This is a genomic window from Pseudomonas grandcourensis (genome assembly GCF_039909015.1).
GTDB classification, from domain to species: domain Bacteria; phylum Pseudomonadota; class Gammaproteobacteria; order Pseudomonadales; family Pseudomonadaceae; genus Aquipseudomonas; species Aquipseudomonas grandcourensis.
Genome location: NZ_CP150919.1, coordinates 3,182,452 through 3,198,422, shown reverse-complemented (window position 1 = coordinate 3,198,422; position 15,971 = coordinate 3,182,452). Strand labels below are relative to the sequence as shown.

Genomic DNA, 15,971 nt, shown 5'->3' with positions numbered 1-15,971 from the left:
TCCCTCGCCGATAATCCTTGGAATCGAGCCTGCTTGATTCTCGCCCGGGACAATGCCCTATACAGGAGAGTCAAGTGAAAACCATGCATTTCCTGCGAACCCATACATCGACGACTTTTGGATTCCTGGCGGCCTTTTTTCTGTCTGCCATGCCACTTTATTCCTTGGCGCACGACGAGCGCTCCGTCGAAAGCACGACCATTGAATATTATGAAATTGAAACAAGCCCGGATGACAGCCAGAAACTGTCGCATCTGAAAATTCACAGCGAGAATGAGTATCAAACGGACGAGCAGAACAGTGATTCCACTCTCCCTGCCCCACCACAAAGTGATACCGGCATGAGCTACGCCAACTCGCTCATTCTGCTTTAAGGAGCGTTGTATTCGCAGGGGCAAGCAGTGACCGGCCTCTTCCGGCGACCTGGCAAATATGAGTTATTGACTTTGGCAGGCACCATCACAGTGAGATTATTTGCAGCCCAAGTCGTGGCAGAGATGCAGCTGACATTCTGCTCTGCCTGAATTAACTGTTAATAAGGAATCGCCTCGATGCTACTGAAAAACTTCGTCACCGTGTCGTTTGGTTTATTGCTTTCTCTCAAGGCCATGGCCGACGACAAGGGCGTCTACAGTGCCAAATTGACGAGTGTCGAAACCAACAAGAAGGCCCCAAGTACCGTGAAAAATGGCTATCAGGTAAAAACCGGTTATCGTATTGACGACTTTCACGCCTTTACAGCAGCCGCCATTGACCCGATGAAACCCCAATCGCAGATCTTCAGTTCAAAAATCGATCCGCGCAACGTTCAACACATGGACGACTCACCGTTGGACAGCAAGTACGTATTTTCGGCAGAACTGGAACTGATCCGGGGACTCTGACAACCCGTTCAAAGCCAATGGAAACGGGGTCGAACTCACCGTCAGAAAGAACGCCCGATCGCGTATCTTCTCCCTGACTGCCCGTCAGGCTTGACCCTAATCATTTAACAGATGAGCCTTCAACTTCATGAGTATCGCACCGCCCGACGAGATCTTTCATTTGTCTGCCGCATTGCCGAGCCAACTGAATAGAACAATAGGCAAATGGGAAATGAGCCTTATCCCGATTGAACATGAGGCGCGCATTCGGCAACACAAACTGTTTCACAGTCCGCAACTGCAGTGCAGTCGCCTTGAGTTCGACTCATCCGTGACCCTGGTCAGTTCTGTCCCTGCCGGATGTGTGACATTCGCCATCTCCCAGGCCCCGATTGGCCGCCCCGTCGTAAACGATCACAAACTACGACCTGACGAAGTCATCGTATTGCACAGCGATGAATCGGTGCATTACACCTGCGAACCGAATGAAACACTGTTCACCATCACCACGACACTGGAAAACTATGACCGGTGCCGCCAACATCACCCTGTCATGGATATCCTTGCAAACAGGACACAACACAGCTTCCAGGCTGAAAACTTTCAATTCATACAATCGGCCATTCAAGCCATCAGCGCTTGCTGTGTCGACATCAATGACGCTGCTTCAGCACAACGCAGCGAAGCAGAGGGTTCGGCAATTGAAAGTGTGGTACTCGCTTCTCTGTTGCGGTCATTGACACCCGCAGGCGGTGTCAGTCGCAAAGTCCCGACAAGAAGAAAGGTGGCGATACAAGCCATACAGTACATCCATGAAAATACAAAAAAAACGCTCACTATAAAATCGCTCGTGAGGCAACTGGAAACCACGACTCGCACCCTGCACTTTGGCTTTATTGAAACGTTCGGGATGTCGCCAATCGCCTATATCAGAAACTTGAGACTCGCGAGCGCCCGTCGCGACCTGATCAATAAAACCTGGCCCACCGTCACAGAAACCGCGATGTTCTGGAACTTTCACCATCTGGGCCGGTTTTCCAAGGCGTATCAGATGGCTTACGGAGAGACACCGTCGGAAACGGCCCGGCGCAACTCAGACAGGCCCAGGAACACGACCTCGCCCGCTTACAACAAGGTCGCTGGCGCTAGAAATTATCGTTAACAGGCATTTATCAAAGCCCCGTAAATGATGATTAATGATTTTTCTTGATTAACCACAGGTATCCAAAATTGCTTATTTGCCTACTTAAGGAGATAAGCATGCAACATCGAATAAACACGCTGCCACTCAAGCAGAAAATCGCACTGTGCATTGCCGTCTATGCAAGCGGCATCTTATTGGCCTGGGTAATTGACTGGTACTGAAGTCGTTTAATCCGCGACCACAGGATGCACAGTGAAATAATGATACCTCGGGGTTTGTCGATGGTTGCCACATATAAAGCGTTACTTGGAAGGCACGCAATCACTGTCTGTCTGATTGCTGCAGCGGGTTGGGCCGCATGGCTCTGCGCCGGAGGACTCGCGGAGCCATTCATTGCACGGAAGTTGAATAACGTTTATGCCGATCTGCGTGCTGCTCAAGTGGAGCCCAATGCGCAGATCGACAAAGTACTGGAAACCCTCGGCGATCTTGATCGTTCGGGTCAGGAATGCTCCGTCGAGCAATACTCGCAACTGGCTGACCTGGTCAAGAACCTGCGATTCGTTGATCAAGCGGCAATCCAGTTGCCCAACGGCAAAGTCTGTTCCTCCTACGGACAAGAACTCCCGTCGATACTGGCCGGTAGCGAGAAACGCAAGTTCTCCGTTGGAAAGCGAACCTATTGGGTGGATGCCGGGAACAGGGTTTCTGCGGACACCGACTTTATCATTGTGTCGGAACAGTCAACCTACGTCTGGGCAAACAAGAAGATCCTGCTCGACAATCTGAAGTTTCCCGAGGACCTGCAACTGGACCTCATCGGCCCCGGCGGCGCAGTGCCCATTGCCTCTACGGGCCACAATCCGCTGACGATGCGCAAGCCGTTCCACCTGGAAGAACTGGTCACCTCGGCAGACAAGGTCCTGATCGCCTTTGCAGGCAACCGAAATGAACTGATCTCCGTCATTTCTCTTCCGTTGAGCTACCTGACAAGTCTCAAATTCAAATTATTCATTGGCCTTGCGTGCGTGTTCACAGCTCTGCTCTTGCTCGCAAGGTGTATTCAACGACATTACACCTCTACCGCCGTACGGCTGCGCAATGCCCTTAAAGCCAACACCCTGGGCGTTCACTACCAGCCTATCGTCAATTTGACGACGGGCTATCTGGTGGGCGCCGAATCACTTTCCCACTGGAACGACAACGGCACCCAAGTGCCTGCGGATGTTTTCATCCCGGTGGCGGAAAAGTCCGACTTGATCCGCAAACTTACACGTTCGGTGATTCGACAAGTGGCGGAGGATTACAGCACCTACCTTTGGGCCTGCAAGGACTTCTACATTACGGTCAATCTTTGCGCCCAGGATATTCAGGACCCGAACTTCCCGGACTATGTGGCCAGCGTTCTCGCAACCTACAACATGCCTGCGTCCGCCATGACCTTTGAAATCACCGAAAGGACCCTGCTCGACCAGAAGCCTGCCGCCATGCAATTGCGACGGCTTCGTGCGTGCGGACACCGCATTGCCGTGGACGACTTCGGCACCGGCTATTCCAACCTTTCGCTCCTCGATTCAGTGCCTTTCGACATTCTGAAAATAGATCGCTCATTCATCGCAGACGACAGGATCGCGGCCAAGGACGCCTTGTGGCGCCACATTGCCCGGTTGGCCAAGTCGCTAAGGCTCAAGGTCGTAGCCGAAGGTGTCGAGACTCAGGAGCAACTGCCGCATCTGGTTTCGGAAGGGGTTCTACTGGCGCAAGGCTGGTTGTTCTGCAAAGCGCTGCCAATCCAGGCGTTGGCAAGACGCTACTTTCAATGCCCGGCAAACATCCCGCCCTACGACCCAAAAATATCAATCAATGACTTCTATTAACCCCGCATGGTCCCTCAAATGCTCGCCGAACCCTAACACCAGACAACCCTGTACAAGGACTCCACCACACATGCTACTTCGAAACCTTGGCTTCGCTTCATTGCTATCGCTGCTGTCTTTTCAGGCGCTCGCTGATGACAAAGGTTTATATCTTGGAGCTGGCGTAAGCAGCATACAGACCGACGAATCCAGACTGGACGACGACGACACCAGCTACAAGGTTTATGCCGGGTATCGCGTCAACAACTACCTGGCCTTCGAGGGTGCCTACGTCGACCTGGGTCAATTCAAGGACAAGAATGTCGATTTCGAAGGCAAGTCGGCCCAGGCTGCCGCCCATCTCGGCTTTCCGTTGGGTGATCGGATGCGGGTGTTCGGCAGTGTCGGCGCTCACGCCTGGGACGCCGACGGCAATGCCACCGACGACGATACCGGGGTTGACCTGACCTACGGTGTCGGCCTGGAGGTCGATGTCTTTCGCAACATCGGCCTGCGCGCTGAATACGAAGTCCTGGAGGTCGGAGAGATCGACCTGAATCAGACGACCGCATCCGCCTACATGCTTTTCTGACACCGCTGCAACCGAGCGGCCTTGCCGGTCGCTCAACGTCCTCCCTCCCCGCATAGTGCCAAAAAGCCACTTACGCCAAATTCCCGGAGTCCTTCCCGGGACTTTTGCAAAGTTCGCTAACACACTGGAAAAGCTACAGAAACGTCCTACGCTCAACGAGTCCAGTAGTGGGCTTGGTATCAATGGATTGTTAACCGCGTAGGCAGAGGGCCTCACTATGCAAGGGTCAGGACGTTCATTTTCAGGCGTTCATCTTCGTCCGCAACGCCAGGCGCTTGCGCTGGAACCAAGGATTCTTTTCGACGGTGCGGCCGCTTCCGCGACGGCCGATCAGCAGCATTCTGACCCGACTGCCTCGCCTGCAGCGGTTGACGCCCCCGTTCCTCATGCGACCCCGACCGAAGGCCGTGCCGCCACCGAGCAGGCACCATCGGCTGCACGCAGCCTGCTGGTGCTCGACAGCCGTATCGAAAACCGCGATCAACTGCTGGCCCAATTGCCGGGCAATGTCACCGCCATAGTGGTCAACGTCGGTGAGGATGGCCTGGCGGCGATTTCCGCGGCGCTGGCGCAACTGGGTAAAGTCGATTCGATCCAGGTCATGTCCCACGGCGCCGCCGGGCAATTCACCCTGGGCAATCGCACCATCACCTCGGATAACGTCGACCAACTCGGCCAGACCCTCGGACAATGGCGCAACAACCTGACCCAGGGCGCGGATATCCAGCTCTATGGTTGCGACATCGGCGCGGGCATGGCCGGCAAAACCCTGGTCACCGAACTGGCCCGCTGGACCGGCGCCGATGTGGCCGCCTCCAGCAATGACACTGGCAGCACCCGGGCCGGCGGTGACTGGACACTGGAAACCAGAGTCGGCGATATCGACAAGAGCATTGCGATCAGCAGCGCCGCCATGGCCAGTTTCGACGGCTTGTTGGCCGATGCCGCACCCACCGCGAGCCTGCCCGTCGCCGGCAGCAATGTATTGTTGGGTGACAACTTCTCGTTTACCGTGAACTTCAGCAACACCTCCACCCAGACCGGTTTTGCCCCCTTCATCAACCTGGCGCTACCGACCACCGGCCGGGACGGTAATGACGGCGTTAACTTCATCTCCGCCAGTTACCTTGGCCAAAACCTGGTCAGCCACCTGGTAACGTTCGACGCGTCGGGCAACGCCACTCACCCGTTGGCGAAAGACGCCAACGGCAACTTCCTGGTCATCAACGCGTCGACCTACGGCATGCGCGCCGGCGACACACTGGTGGTCATCGAACTGCCCTTTGCCAGCGTCACCAACGCACAACCCGTCATCCCGGTACAGATCAACGCCAGTCTCAGCAACCTGGCCGACACCAGTTTTTCCAATGGCACCCCGGACCTGACCATCCGCACCAGCGGCGGCTTTGAGTTCGGTAACGACGCCCTGGACAACCCGACCAACGATCCCAGCCTGATTCAGGCCGGTACCGCCGCGTTTGTGGTGCATCCGACGGTCATCACCTTCGATGAAACCCTGAGCACCCCGGAGGGTGAAACCGCGACCGGCCCGAACTATGGCCGTACCTTGACCCTCTCAGTAACCCCCGCCCCGGGCCAGACGTTGTCCAATGTCGTGGTGACCCAGCCGTTGCCGGACAATGTTCAAGTCACCGCCATTACCCCCGGGGCCGGTGGCCGCCTGACCTCCATTACCCTGCACGATGGCACGGTGGTCACCAACCCGGCCCAAATCGCCGTGCTGATCGCCGCCGACAACGTGTATCTCAGCTCGTTTTCCGTGACCTATGCCAGCCTTGCGGGCAAGACCGATACCGTGGTCGCGTTCTATGTACCGGAAGTCGACGCCAACGGCCTGCCGGTCATCAACCCGGTCACCGGCGACGATGTGGCCATCACCCTCGACGCCCCCAGTGCGTCCGGTCAATGGGTACCGCTTGACCCACGGGACGTCACCGCGCCGAACACCACCATCGATTTCAGCGGCTCCGGCGTCACCACGCAGTTCATCGCCAAATCGATCACGCTGCTCAAGACCGTCACCGTGCAGAACGATATCGGCCACACCGGCATCACCCCCGGCGACACCTTGCAGTACAACCTGAACCTGGCCATTTCCGACTACTTCGCCTTCGGCAAGGACGCCTTCAACGCAGGGCAACTGATCATTCGCGACCAACTCAGTGACGGCCAGACGCTGACCGGCACCCCGACCCTGACCGTTACCATCAACGGCGTCACGCAGACCATTACCCTGGTCACCACCGTCGTCAACAACGCCGACGGCAGCACATCGATGGCGTTCGACATTGCCCAGTCGTTGCGTAATTCGTTTGCCCTGCGTGGCTGGCTCAATGGCGACCTGGCGTTTGACCAGCAACTTCAAGGCGCGATGCTGGCGGTGCTCAGCTATTCGGCCATCGTCGGCCAGACCTACAAACCACCTTCAGGCAACCCGCAGCCGGAAATCAACGAGGGCGACGAACTGGGGAACAGTGCGGTGGTCGATGGCACCCTGTTGCAAGACCCCCTCAACCTCACCGGCCAGAGCGAAACCGATGGTTCGGCGACCACCAGCGTGATCCCGACCAGCGTCGTCGATATCAGCCTGGTCGAGGTCAATAACGGCACCCCGCCGGCCAGCGGTGAACTGCGCCCTGGCGATGAAGTGACGTTCCAGCTCAGCTACGACCTGGTCACCGGTGACTACGAACAGTTCAAGCTCACGGCCTATCTGCCATTGCCACTGTTCAACGTGACCGGCGTGACCTGGGCCACGGGCAGCGATGTCGGCCAATGGCAAATCGGTCCCGGCAACACCAATGCCGGCGGCGTGGTCAGCGTCACCAGTGCCAACGGCAACTCGGTGGTCTTCGACTTCGGCAGCTTCACCACGCCCGACACCACTGGCAGCCGCATCGTCATCCGCTTTAGCGTGCGCGTGGGCGACCAGCCCTTTGCCGACCAGCGCTCGCTGGACGTACTGGCGCAATCGAGCCAGCAAACCACCCTCACCGACCGTACCCTGATTTCCTCCGACGTCGCGGTGATCGTGTCCGTGGCCGAGCCAGTGCTGAATATCAAACACGGTGTGGTTTCCGGCACCAACGGCACCGTCAGCAACACCACCGGCAGCTGGAACCCTCCGGGCAGCACTGGCGTGCCCTTCAATGGCAGCGTCACCAGCCTGGCGGCCGTAGACGGCAACATCATCAATATCGACGGCGGCGACCGCCTGCGCCTGGTCACCGCCATTGAAAACAGCGGGGGTGGCGGCGCCTTCGATGTCAGCACCAGCATCACCCTGCCGACTGGCCTGAGCTTCGTCGGCGGCAGCGAACCTGCAGATCTACCGGGGTGACGGCACGCTGCTGGTGCTGGGCACCGACTACAGCGTGAGCGGCAACCAGATCACCTTCCTTGACGCGGGTGGCCAGGCCACACTCCTCGCCGGACGCAGCGGCACCGCCGCCGACACCAGCGGCGCCAATCTGGTGGTGATCAGCTACGACGTGGCGGTCAGCAATACCATTGAGGCCAGCCGCACCCTGCAATCCACCGCGACCCTGAGCAACTATGCCAGCGTCAACGGCGGTACGGACTTCACGCCGGCCGACCTGACCGACCTTGCCAACCAGCAAGTCGCCGCGCCGGTCATTCGCAAAGTGTTCGCCGATGGCACACTGGACAATGGCGACTCCAGTGCCGGCCACACCACCGGCAGCGACCTGGTGATCGGCGAAAGCATGCGCTACGACATCGTCATCACCCTGCCCGAAGGCAGCACGCAAAACCTGCGCATCGACGACCTGATCCCACCGGGCATGCGCCTGGATACCTCGTTCAACGGCGGCCTGGGTTACCAGATCATCACCACCCGCACCGGCAGTGGCGCCCTGGGTGCAGACTTCGCCGGCAGCGTGCTGGTCAGTGGCTTCGGCGGACAGGGCGGCACATTGGGTAACGATGGCGTGGATGCACGCTGGACCTTCAGCGTGTCCAGTGCGTCGGCCGACAACCAGACCGGCAACAACACCTTCGTGATACGCCTGCAACTGGTGGCCAACAACGTCATCGGCAACCAGGCCAACGTGTCCCGGCAAAACAACGCGCAATTGATCTACAGCGACCCCGACACCAACACCGCCAACGGCAACGTCGCGGTGGATCGCACAGTGGCACTCACCGGCGGCCGACCTACGGTGATCGTGCGTGAACCCACCCTGCAGATCAGCCAGGCACTGACGACAACCACCGGTAATGGCGGCTATGACCAGGGCGACACCGTCAGCTTCACGATCACCATCAGCAACGGTAACGCTGCCAGCGACTTCACGGCATTCGACATCAGTTTTCTCGATAACCTGCCGACCCAGTTCAGCAACATCACGTTGGTGGGCGTGCTGTACCAGAACGGCGCCACCAACAACGGCGGCGTGGGTTTCGAGATCGTTGGCGGCCAGTTGCGTACCGCCAACGGTGCCAACATCGACATTGCCAAGGGTGGCAGCATCGTCTTGCAGGTGACCGGCGTGGTCAATGCCACGGCAGCGGCCACGTCCAACTTCGCCAACGTGGCAACGGTGCAATGGACCAGTCTGGATGGCACCCAGGGCGGCGAGCGCACAGGAGTCAATGGCCTGATCAACGGCGGCACACTCAACGACTACCGCAATGCTTCGACCTTGCTGGTGCCCGTGGCGCAGTCCATTGAAATCTCCCGGGTCGGCGGTTTGCCCGACACGGCGGCACCGGCCCCGACCACGACCGCAGTGGAACAGGTGACCATCGGCGAAGTGATTCGCTACCGGGTGGTGGTGCTGGTACCCGAGGGCAACAACCCCAATTATCAGATCCAGATCACCCTCGCCAACGGCCTGCAGTTCATTTCCCCGGACGCCCTGGTGAATGCGTTGCGCATTGCCTTCATTTCCAACGGCTCGCTGACCAGCGACGCCAACCTGATCGTCGGTGGCACGCTCAATGTCAACGGCAACGAGAACAGTCCCGAAGCCTTGCCGATCACTCCCGACCTGTCAGGGCTGGCGCCCAACGGCGTCTTCGACCCGAACCGCCTGACCGTCGTGACCAATCCCGACGGCAGTCAGGTCGTGACTTTCAACCTCGGCAACGTGGTCAACAGCGCCGACGATGACGATCTTGAAGGCATCGCCATCGAGTTCAACGTGCGGGTCAGCAACACCGCCAGTAACATCAGCGGCGCTCAACTGGCGGTCTCGGCCCATGAAATCGTCAACGGCGCGGGCCGGGCCAACAGCGACACCGTTTTCGAACGCATCGTCGAACCGAGCTTCAGTGGCCTGGACAAACAGATCGTCGCGTTCGACCCCAACCCCAGCGGCACCACCGGCAGCGCTACGGTGCAGCTGAGTTTCACCCAGAACGGCGGCCTGCCGGCGTTCGATACGCGCGTCAGCGACAGCTTTGCCGGTGGCAGCAACTACACCTTGCTCAGCGTCACCCTCAACGGCACCAGCTTCGGCCCCGGCAACCTGCCTGCCGGCGTGAGCTTCAGTACCTCCGGCGGATTGAGTGTCAACTTCGATCAACTGGACGTGGGCGCACAGATTCAGGTGCGCTATCAGGTCACCCTGCCCAATGCCTCGATAGTCGCCAGCAGCAACGCTACCCTGACCTGGAGCAGCCTGCCGGAAGATTTCTCCAGTTGGGGTGGCAACTTTGTCGGCATCGACGGCACGGCGAACGGTGAACGCACCGGCAGCACCGTCGGCCCGAACCAGTACATCCTGCGCGACAACGCCGGGCTCGGCGTCATAACCGGCACCCTGTGGAACGACACCGCGTCGCCGACCGCCAGCGCCACGCCCGACGGCGCCGGCCTGGCCGGGCAGACCGTCACCCTGACCTGGGCCGGCGCCGACGGTCAGCTCGGTACTACCGCCGACAACCTGACATTCACCACCGTCACCGACGCCAACGGCCAGTACCACTTTGGCGTGCTGCCCCTGGGCGTGTTCCGCATTGATGTTCCGGCCGGGCTGGTGAGCTACCCGCAGCCGCTGGGGGATTTGCGCGTGCGGGTCGACACCGATGCCGGCACGCTCGGGCAGATCACCATCACCCTGGGCGATGCCGCGACACAGGCGGCCAACGCCGGTTACGTCGAACAGAACGACGCACCGGTCAACACCCTGCCCGGCACTCAGAACGGCCAGGAGGATGTGCCTCTGAGCATCGGCGGCATCAGCGTCGCCGACTTCGACGCCAACCGCGACCCGAATGTCGCCGGCCGCAACCTGAGCGTAACCTTGAGTGTGCTCAACGGCACCCTGTTCCTCGGTGCAACCGTTCCCGGCGTGACGGTCACCGGTGCCAATACGACCACCCTGTCCCTGACCGGCACCCTCGCCAACCTCAACACGGCGCTGGCCAGCCTGCGCTATCTGGGTAACCTGAACTTCAACGGCACCGACACCCTGACCGTGGTCACTAACGACCAGGGCAACTATGGCGATGCCAATGGCTCTGGCCTGCCCGGCACTACTGCCGATGCCCTGAGCGACACCGACACCCTGCAAATCATCCTCGCCCCGGTCAACGACCCACCGATTGCGGTCGATGACAGTGCTACTGCCGTTGAAGCGGGCGGTACCAACAACACGGCTATCGGGGTCGACCCGCGGGGCAATCTGCTGGTCAACGATACCGATCTCGATATCGCCACCAATGCCGACCGGTTGCACGTTCTGTCAGTCGGCCCGGGCGCCGGCATTCAGACGCCGGTCGTCGGTGTGGTGGTGATCAACGGCCAGTTCGGGCAGTTGCTGGTCGGCAGCAATGGCTCCTACGAATACATTGTCGATAACAACAATGCCGCCGTACAGGCCCTGCGCCTGTCGGGCCAGACCCTGACCGATCGTTTCGATTACGTTGTCAGTGACCTGGCCGGTGCCACCGCCACAGCCACCCTGACCGTGACCATCGAGGGGGCCAACGACACGCCAGTGGGCGTGAATGACAATGGCGGTGCCGCCGAAGCCGGAGGCGTGTTCGACACCACCCCGGGCAGCGACGCGGTCGGCAACGTGTTGACCAATGACACCGATGTGGACAGCACCGTCAATGGCGAAACCAGGACCGTGACCGGCATCCGTCCGGTCCCGGAGGTGATTGCAGCTGCTTTCACGCCTGTTACCGCTGCCACCAGCGTCGTCGGCCTCTACGGGACCCTGACCATCAACCCCAATGGCACTTATCGCTACGTGGTCGATAACAACAACACCAGGGTTCAGCGCCTGAGCGCCGGTGAGCAACTGGTTGATTTCTTCAGCTACCGGGTCACCGATACCGGCGGGCTCGACGACGTGGCGCAATTGCGCATCGTCGTGCAAGGGGCCAATGACAACCCGGTGGCCAGTGATGACCAGGCAGAAGCCCAGGCGGCTTCCAGCAACAACAATGCCAGCGAAAGCAACCCGAGCGGCAACGTCGTCCAGTTCCCGAGCCGCCCCGGACTTGTCGATAACGGTATCGATCATGACGTCGACGCGGCGGACCAACCCAGCAGCCAGTTGCTGGTCAACGGGGTGATCAATAAAAGCGAAGCGACTTACAACCCGGCCGTCGATGTCCTGAGTGGCGTCGCCACGGGCACTACCTCAGCTGACGGCACGGTGGTGACCGGCCTGTTCGGCACCTTGCGCATCGGCGCCGATGGCTCGTACTTCTACGATGTCGACAGTACCAATGCCGCTGTGCAGGCGCTCGCCGCAGGACAGACCCTGACCGAGTTCTTCACCTACCGGATCACCGATACCAATGGGCTGACCGACACTGCACAACTGGTCATCACCGTGCACGGTGTCAACGACCCACCCGTGTCGCAAAACGTGATTGCCATTGCCACTGAAAAAGGCGGCATTGCCAACGGCACCGCCGGCCGCGATCCGTCCGGCGACGCCACGGCCAATGACTTCGACCCCGATGGCGACCCGTTGACAGTGATCTTGATCAAGCCCGGTGCCGAGGGTGGTACAGGCACGCCAATCGCCGTCAATGCGGGCGGCACGGTGATTGTTGGCCAGTACGGAACGCTGACGATTTTTCCAAACGGCAGCTACAGCTACGCGCTCGACAATGACAATGCGGATGTCCAGGCGTTGCGCCGTGGCAGCGACCTGCTGCTGGAGCGCTTCACCTACACCGTCAGCGACAACGTCAGCCCCACGCCGGAAACCGACTCGGCGGAAATCATCGTGCTGATCCGTGGCCAGAACGACAACCCCGTCGCCACCGATGACACCTCCATCGCCATTGAATCCGGTGGCACCAATAACAATCAGCCCGGCCTGGACCCGATCGGCAACGTGCTGGACAACGACACCGACGTCGACGGTGGCGAGGTGCCCGCCGACCTGCCCGCCCACGACTATGGCGAGACCCGCGCCGTGTCCTCGGTGCGTACCGGCAACGAAGCCGCAACCGGCACAGCCGGCGCCCTGGGCAGCGAACTGCGCGGCACCTATGGCTGGCTGACCCTCAATGCCGACGGCAGCTACAGCTACCGGCTCGACAACAACATGGCGCAGGTTCAGGCGTTGCGGTTCGGCGAAAGGCTGGAGGATGCCTTCAGCTACACCGTGATCGATGCCAGCGGCGCCGAAGATCGCGCGACCTTGAACATCGACATTCACGGCCGCGACGACACGCCGCTTCCAAGCAATGACATCAGCATCGCCTTCGAAGCCGGCGGGCTGAACAACGGCACCCAGGGAACCAACCCTTCCGGTAACGTGCTGCTCAATGACACCGACGTCGACGGCAGTACCGAAAGGCTCAGCGTGACCGGATTCAACGAGGGGACTTCCGTCGGCGTGCTCGGCAGCGGGCTGGTCGGCAAGTTCGGCACCCTGACGTTGAATAGCGACGGGACCTTCAGTTATCTGGTGGACAACAACAACCTGCGGGTCCAGGCCCTGCGCACGCCTCTTGACGTGCTGACAGAAACCTTCACCTATCAGGTGCGCGATCTCTTCGGTGCCAGCAACACCTCCACGCTGACCATCATCATCCGCGGCGCCAACGACAACCCGCTGGCGGCGGACGACAGCACGGTGGCCGTCGAGGCTGGCGGCACCGCCAATGCCACTCCGGGGCTGAACCCTACCGGCAATGTGTTGACCAACGACCGCGACGTCGACGCCAACGACAGCAAGACCGTCACCGACGTCCGGGGTGGCGACAAAACCGCCGCGGGCACCTTCACCACGGTCGGCACCACACAAACCCTCGATGGTCTGTACGGCACCCTGACCATCAACGCCGATGGCACCTACAGCTATGTGATCAACAACAACCTGGCCGCTGTCCAGGCGCTGAAGGCAGGTGATTCGCTGGTGGAAACCTTCACCTACCGGATGCGCGACACTGCCGGCGCCACCGATGTCGCCCAACTGAACATCCGCATCGACGGCGCCTGGGATGCCCCCGTGGCGACCAACGATGTGGCACTCGCCGTCGCCGGTGACGGCAATGGAAACAGCGTCAACCCGACCCATAACGTGTTGCCCAACGACACCGATGTCGATCAGGGCGACAGCCTGCAAATCACCGGTATCCGCTTCGGCACTGAAGCGGCGGGCGGCACTCTGGATGCGGTCGACCCAGGCACCGACAACACCAACGGCACCTTGATCAACGGTCTCTACGGGCAACTGATCATCGGTGCCGACGGCAATTACACTTACGTCGTCGACTCCAGCAACCCCACGGTACTGGCGCTGGGACCGCTGCAATTTCTCAATGAGCGCTTCACCTATCAGGTCACCGACCTTGGCGGGCAAAGCGATCTGGCGGAAATTCACATCATCATCCGCGGGCGCAACTCGGCACCGGTAGCCGGCGACGATGCGTCGACGGCTGTCGAAGCCGGTGGCCTCAACAACAGCCAGAGCGGCATCGACCCGACGGGCAATGTGTTGGGCAATGACACCGACGTCGAAGGCGACGTCCTCAACGTGTCGGCGATCCGCACCGGCGGGCTTGCCGACACTGGCACCGGCGGCACCGTGGGCACTGTGCTGCGCGGGCTGTATGGTGACCTGGTGATCAATGCCGACGGCAGCTACACCTACACCGTCGACAACAGCCTCGCGGTGGTCCAGGCCCTGCGTCAAAGCGGCCAGACCCTGACGGACGTCTTCAGCTACACCCTGTCCGACGTCTTCGGTGCCAGCAGCCAGGCGGAATTGCGCATCACCGTCGATGGTCGCAATGACACCCCCATTGCCCGGGACGACGGCTCTGTCGCCGTCGAAGCGGGCGGCGTGGCCAATGGCACGCCGGGCAGCAACGCCACGGGCAACGTGCTGGCCAACGACCGCGATGTCGATGGCGTGGCCAACGGCGAAAGCAAACAGGTGCTGAGCGTCACCGGCGAAAACGGCCAGTCCGCCGGCGCAGGGCAAGTGCTGACCGGGCGCTACGGGCAAATGATCATCAACGCCGACGGCAGCTACACCTACCTGATCGACAACAGCAACCCGGTGGTGCAAGCGCTACGCACTGCGGGCGAAACCCTCAGCGAGACCTTCACCTACCGCATGACCGACACCGCCGGGGTCACTTCGGATGCACGCCTGACCGTGGTCATCCAGGGGGCCGACGACAACCCGGTGGCGCAAAACGACAGCGCGGTTGCCAGCGACGAAACCCCGGCACCGCAAGCGACGGGCAATGTATTGCCCAACGACAGCGACGTCGATGGCAACGATCACCAGCAAGTGGTGGCGATACGCACCGGTGCCGAGAACGGCACAGGCACGGCGGGCGTGATCGGCCAGCCGATCCTCGGTCTGTACGGCACCCTGGTACTCAACGCCGATGGCACCTACACCTACACCATCGACCAGAGCAATCCCCAAGTCTTGGCCGCCGCCGGCCTTGGGCAGGTGCTTCGTGATGTCTTTACCTACACCATCAATGATCTGAGCGGAGCCAGCGATCAGGCGGAACTGGCGATCATTCTGAACATTGCCACGCCCTTCATCCCTGCACCGGAAGGCAATCACTTCGATCGTGACCTCGACCGCCAGAGCAGCAGCCTGCTTATCCCCGATCCGGTGCCGGCGATCTTCGTGACACCCGTGGTCGAACGTAACGCCCGATTGAATGAACTCTCCAGCTGGAACGCCGATGGCAGCAACTTGCGCATCAGCTCCAGTGGCGAGTTCGCCAGCGATTCGCTGGGCAATGGACTGGGGTTGGTACCCGGCCAGTTCGTCGCCGAAGCCGTGCGCGACAGCCGGCTCGACAGTGAACTGGAAATGGCCTGGATTCTCGGACGACATGGCCGCGTCGGCCTGAGTGCCGATGGCCTGCTGCCGGATCCATCGTTGTTTGTCGTCGATCCCGCGGGCATGACCCACGGGCCGGCCCAGGGCGAAAAAGCCCAGGAGCCACGCCCGGCCCGGGGGTTCAGCGCGCAGGTACGCAATGCCGCCCAGCGTCTGCACCCGACCAATCGGGGCAGTTGA

7 protein-coding genes are annotated in these 15,971 nt (G+C 60.4%); all 7 read left to right on the top strand.

Features of this window, described 5'->3' with window-relative positions; all coding sequences use genetic code 11:
- Window positions 1-83 precede the first annotated feature (83 nt).
- The 7 genes from AABM52_RS14260 to AABM52_RS14230 all read left to right on the top strand — a co-directional run bounded on the left by AABM52_RS14260 (window position 84) and on the right by AABM52_RS14230 (window position 15,971).
- Window positions 84-374 carry a hypothetical protein gene (locus AABM52_RS14260; protein WP_347912625.1) on the top strand — a complete coding sequence of 97 codons (291 nt, stop codon included), beginning with the start codon at window positions 84-86 and terminating at the stop codon, window positions 372-374.
- A 177-nt stretch (window positions 375-551) separates the two neighbouring features.
- Window positions 552-884 carry a hypothetical protein gene (locus tag AABM52_RS14255; protein WP_347912436.1) on the top strand — a complete coding sequence of 111 codons (333 nt, stop codon included), beginning with the start codon at window positions 552-554 and terminating at the stop codon, window positions 882-884.
- 127 nt (window positions 885-1,011) lie between these two features.
- Window positions 1,012-2,025 (top strand): helix-turn-helix domain-containing protein, encoded by a 1,014-nt coding sequence (locus AABM52_RS14250; protein ID WP_347912435.1) that lies wholly within the window; start codon window positions 1,012-1,014, stop codon window positions 2,023-2,025.
- Window positions 2,026-2,288: 263 nt separating this feature from the next.
- Window positions 2,289-3,884 (top strand): EAL domain-containing protein, encoded by a 1,596-nt coding sequence (locus AABM52_RS14245; RefSeq protein ID WP_347912434.1) that lies wholly within the window; start codon window positions 2,289-2,291, stop codon window positions 3,882-3,884.
- Window positions 3,885-3,954: 70 nt separating this feature from the next.
- Complete coding sequence (locus AABM52_RS14240; RefSeq protein ID WP_347912433.1) at window positions 3,955-4,455, top strand: outer membrane beta-barrel protein; 501 nt, start codon at window positions 3,955-3,957, stop codon at window positions 4,453-4,455.
- A gap of 217 nt (window positions 4,456-4,672) precedes the next feature.
- Entirely contained in the window at window positions 4,673-7,816 is a 3,144-nt protein-coding gene (locus AABM52_RS14235; protein WP_347912432.1) for a DUF4347 domain-containing protein, read from the top strand.
- A 13-nt stretch (window positions 7,817-7,829) separates the two neighbouring features.
- Window positions 7,830-15,971, top strand: coding sequence for a VCBS domain-containing protein (locus AABM52_RS14230; protein ID WP_347912431.1), 8,142 nt, complete (start codon window positions 7,830-7,832; stop codon window positions 15,969-15,971).

Excerpts from the sequence above, each read along its gene's own strand:
- AABM52_RS14260 (WP_347912625.1), top strand. The coding sequence starts at position 84 with ATGCATTTCCTGCGAACCCATACATCGACGACTTTTGGATTCCTGGCG.
- AABM52_RS14255 (WP_347912436.1), top strand. The coding sequence starts at position 552 with ATGCTACTGAAAAACTTCGTCACCGTGTCGTTTGGTTTATTGCTTTCT.
- AABM52_RS14250 (WP_347912435.1), top strand. The coding sequence starts at position 1,012 with ATGAGTATCGCACCGCCCGACGAGATCTTTCATTTGTCTGCCGCATTG.
- AABM52_RS14245 (WP_347912434.1), top strand. The coding sequence starts at position 2,289 with ATGGTTGCCACATATAAAGCGTTACTTGGAAGGCACGCAATCACTGTC.
- AABM52_RS14240 (WP_347912433.1), top strand. The coding sequence starts at position 3,955 with ATGCTACTTCGAAACCTTGGCTTCGCTTCATTGCTATCGCTGCTGTCT.
- AABM52_RS14235 (WP_347912432.1), top strand. The coding sequence starts at position 4,673 with ATGCAAGGGTCAGGACGTTCATTTTCAGGCGTTCATCTTCGTCCGCAA.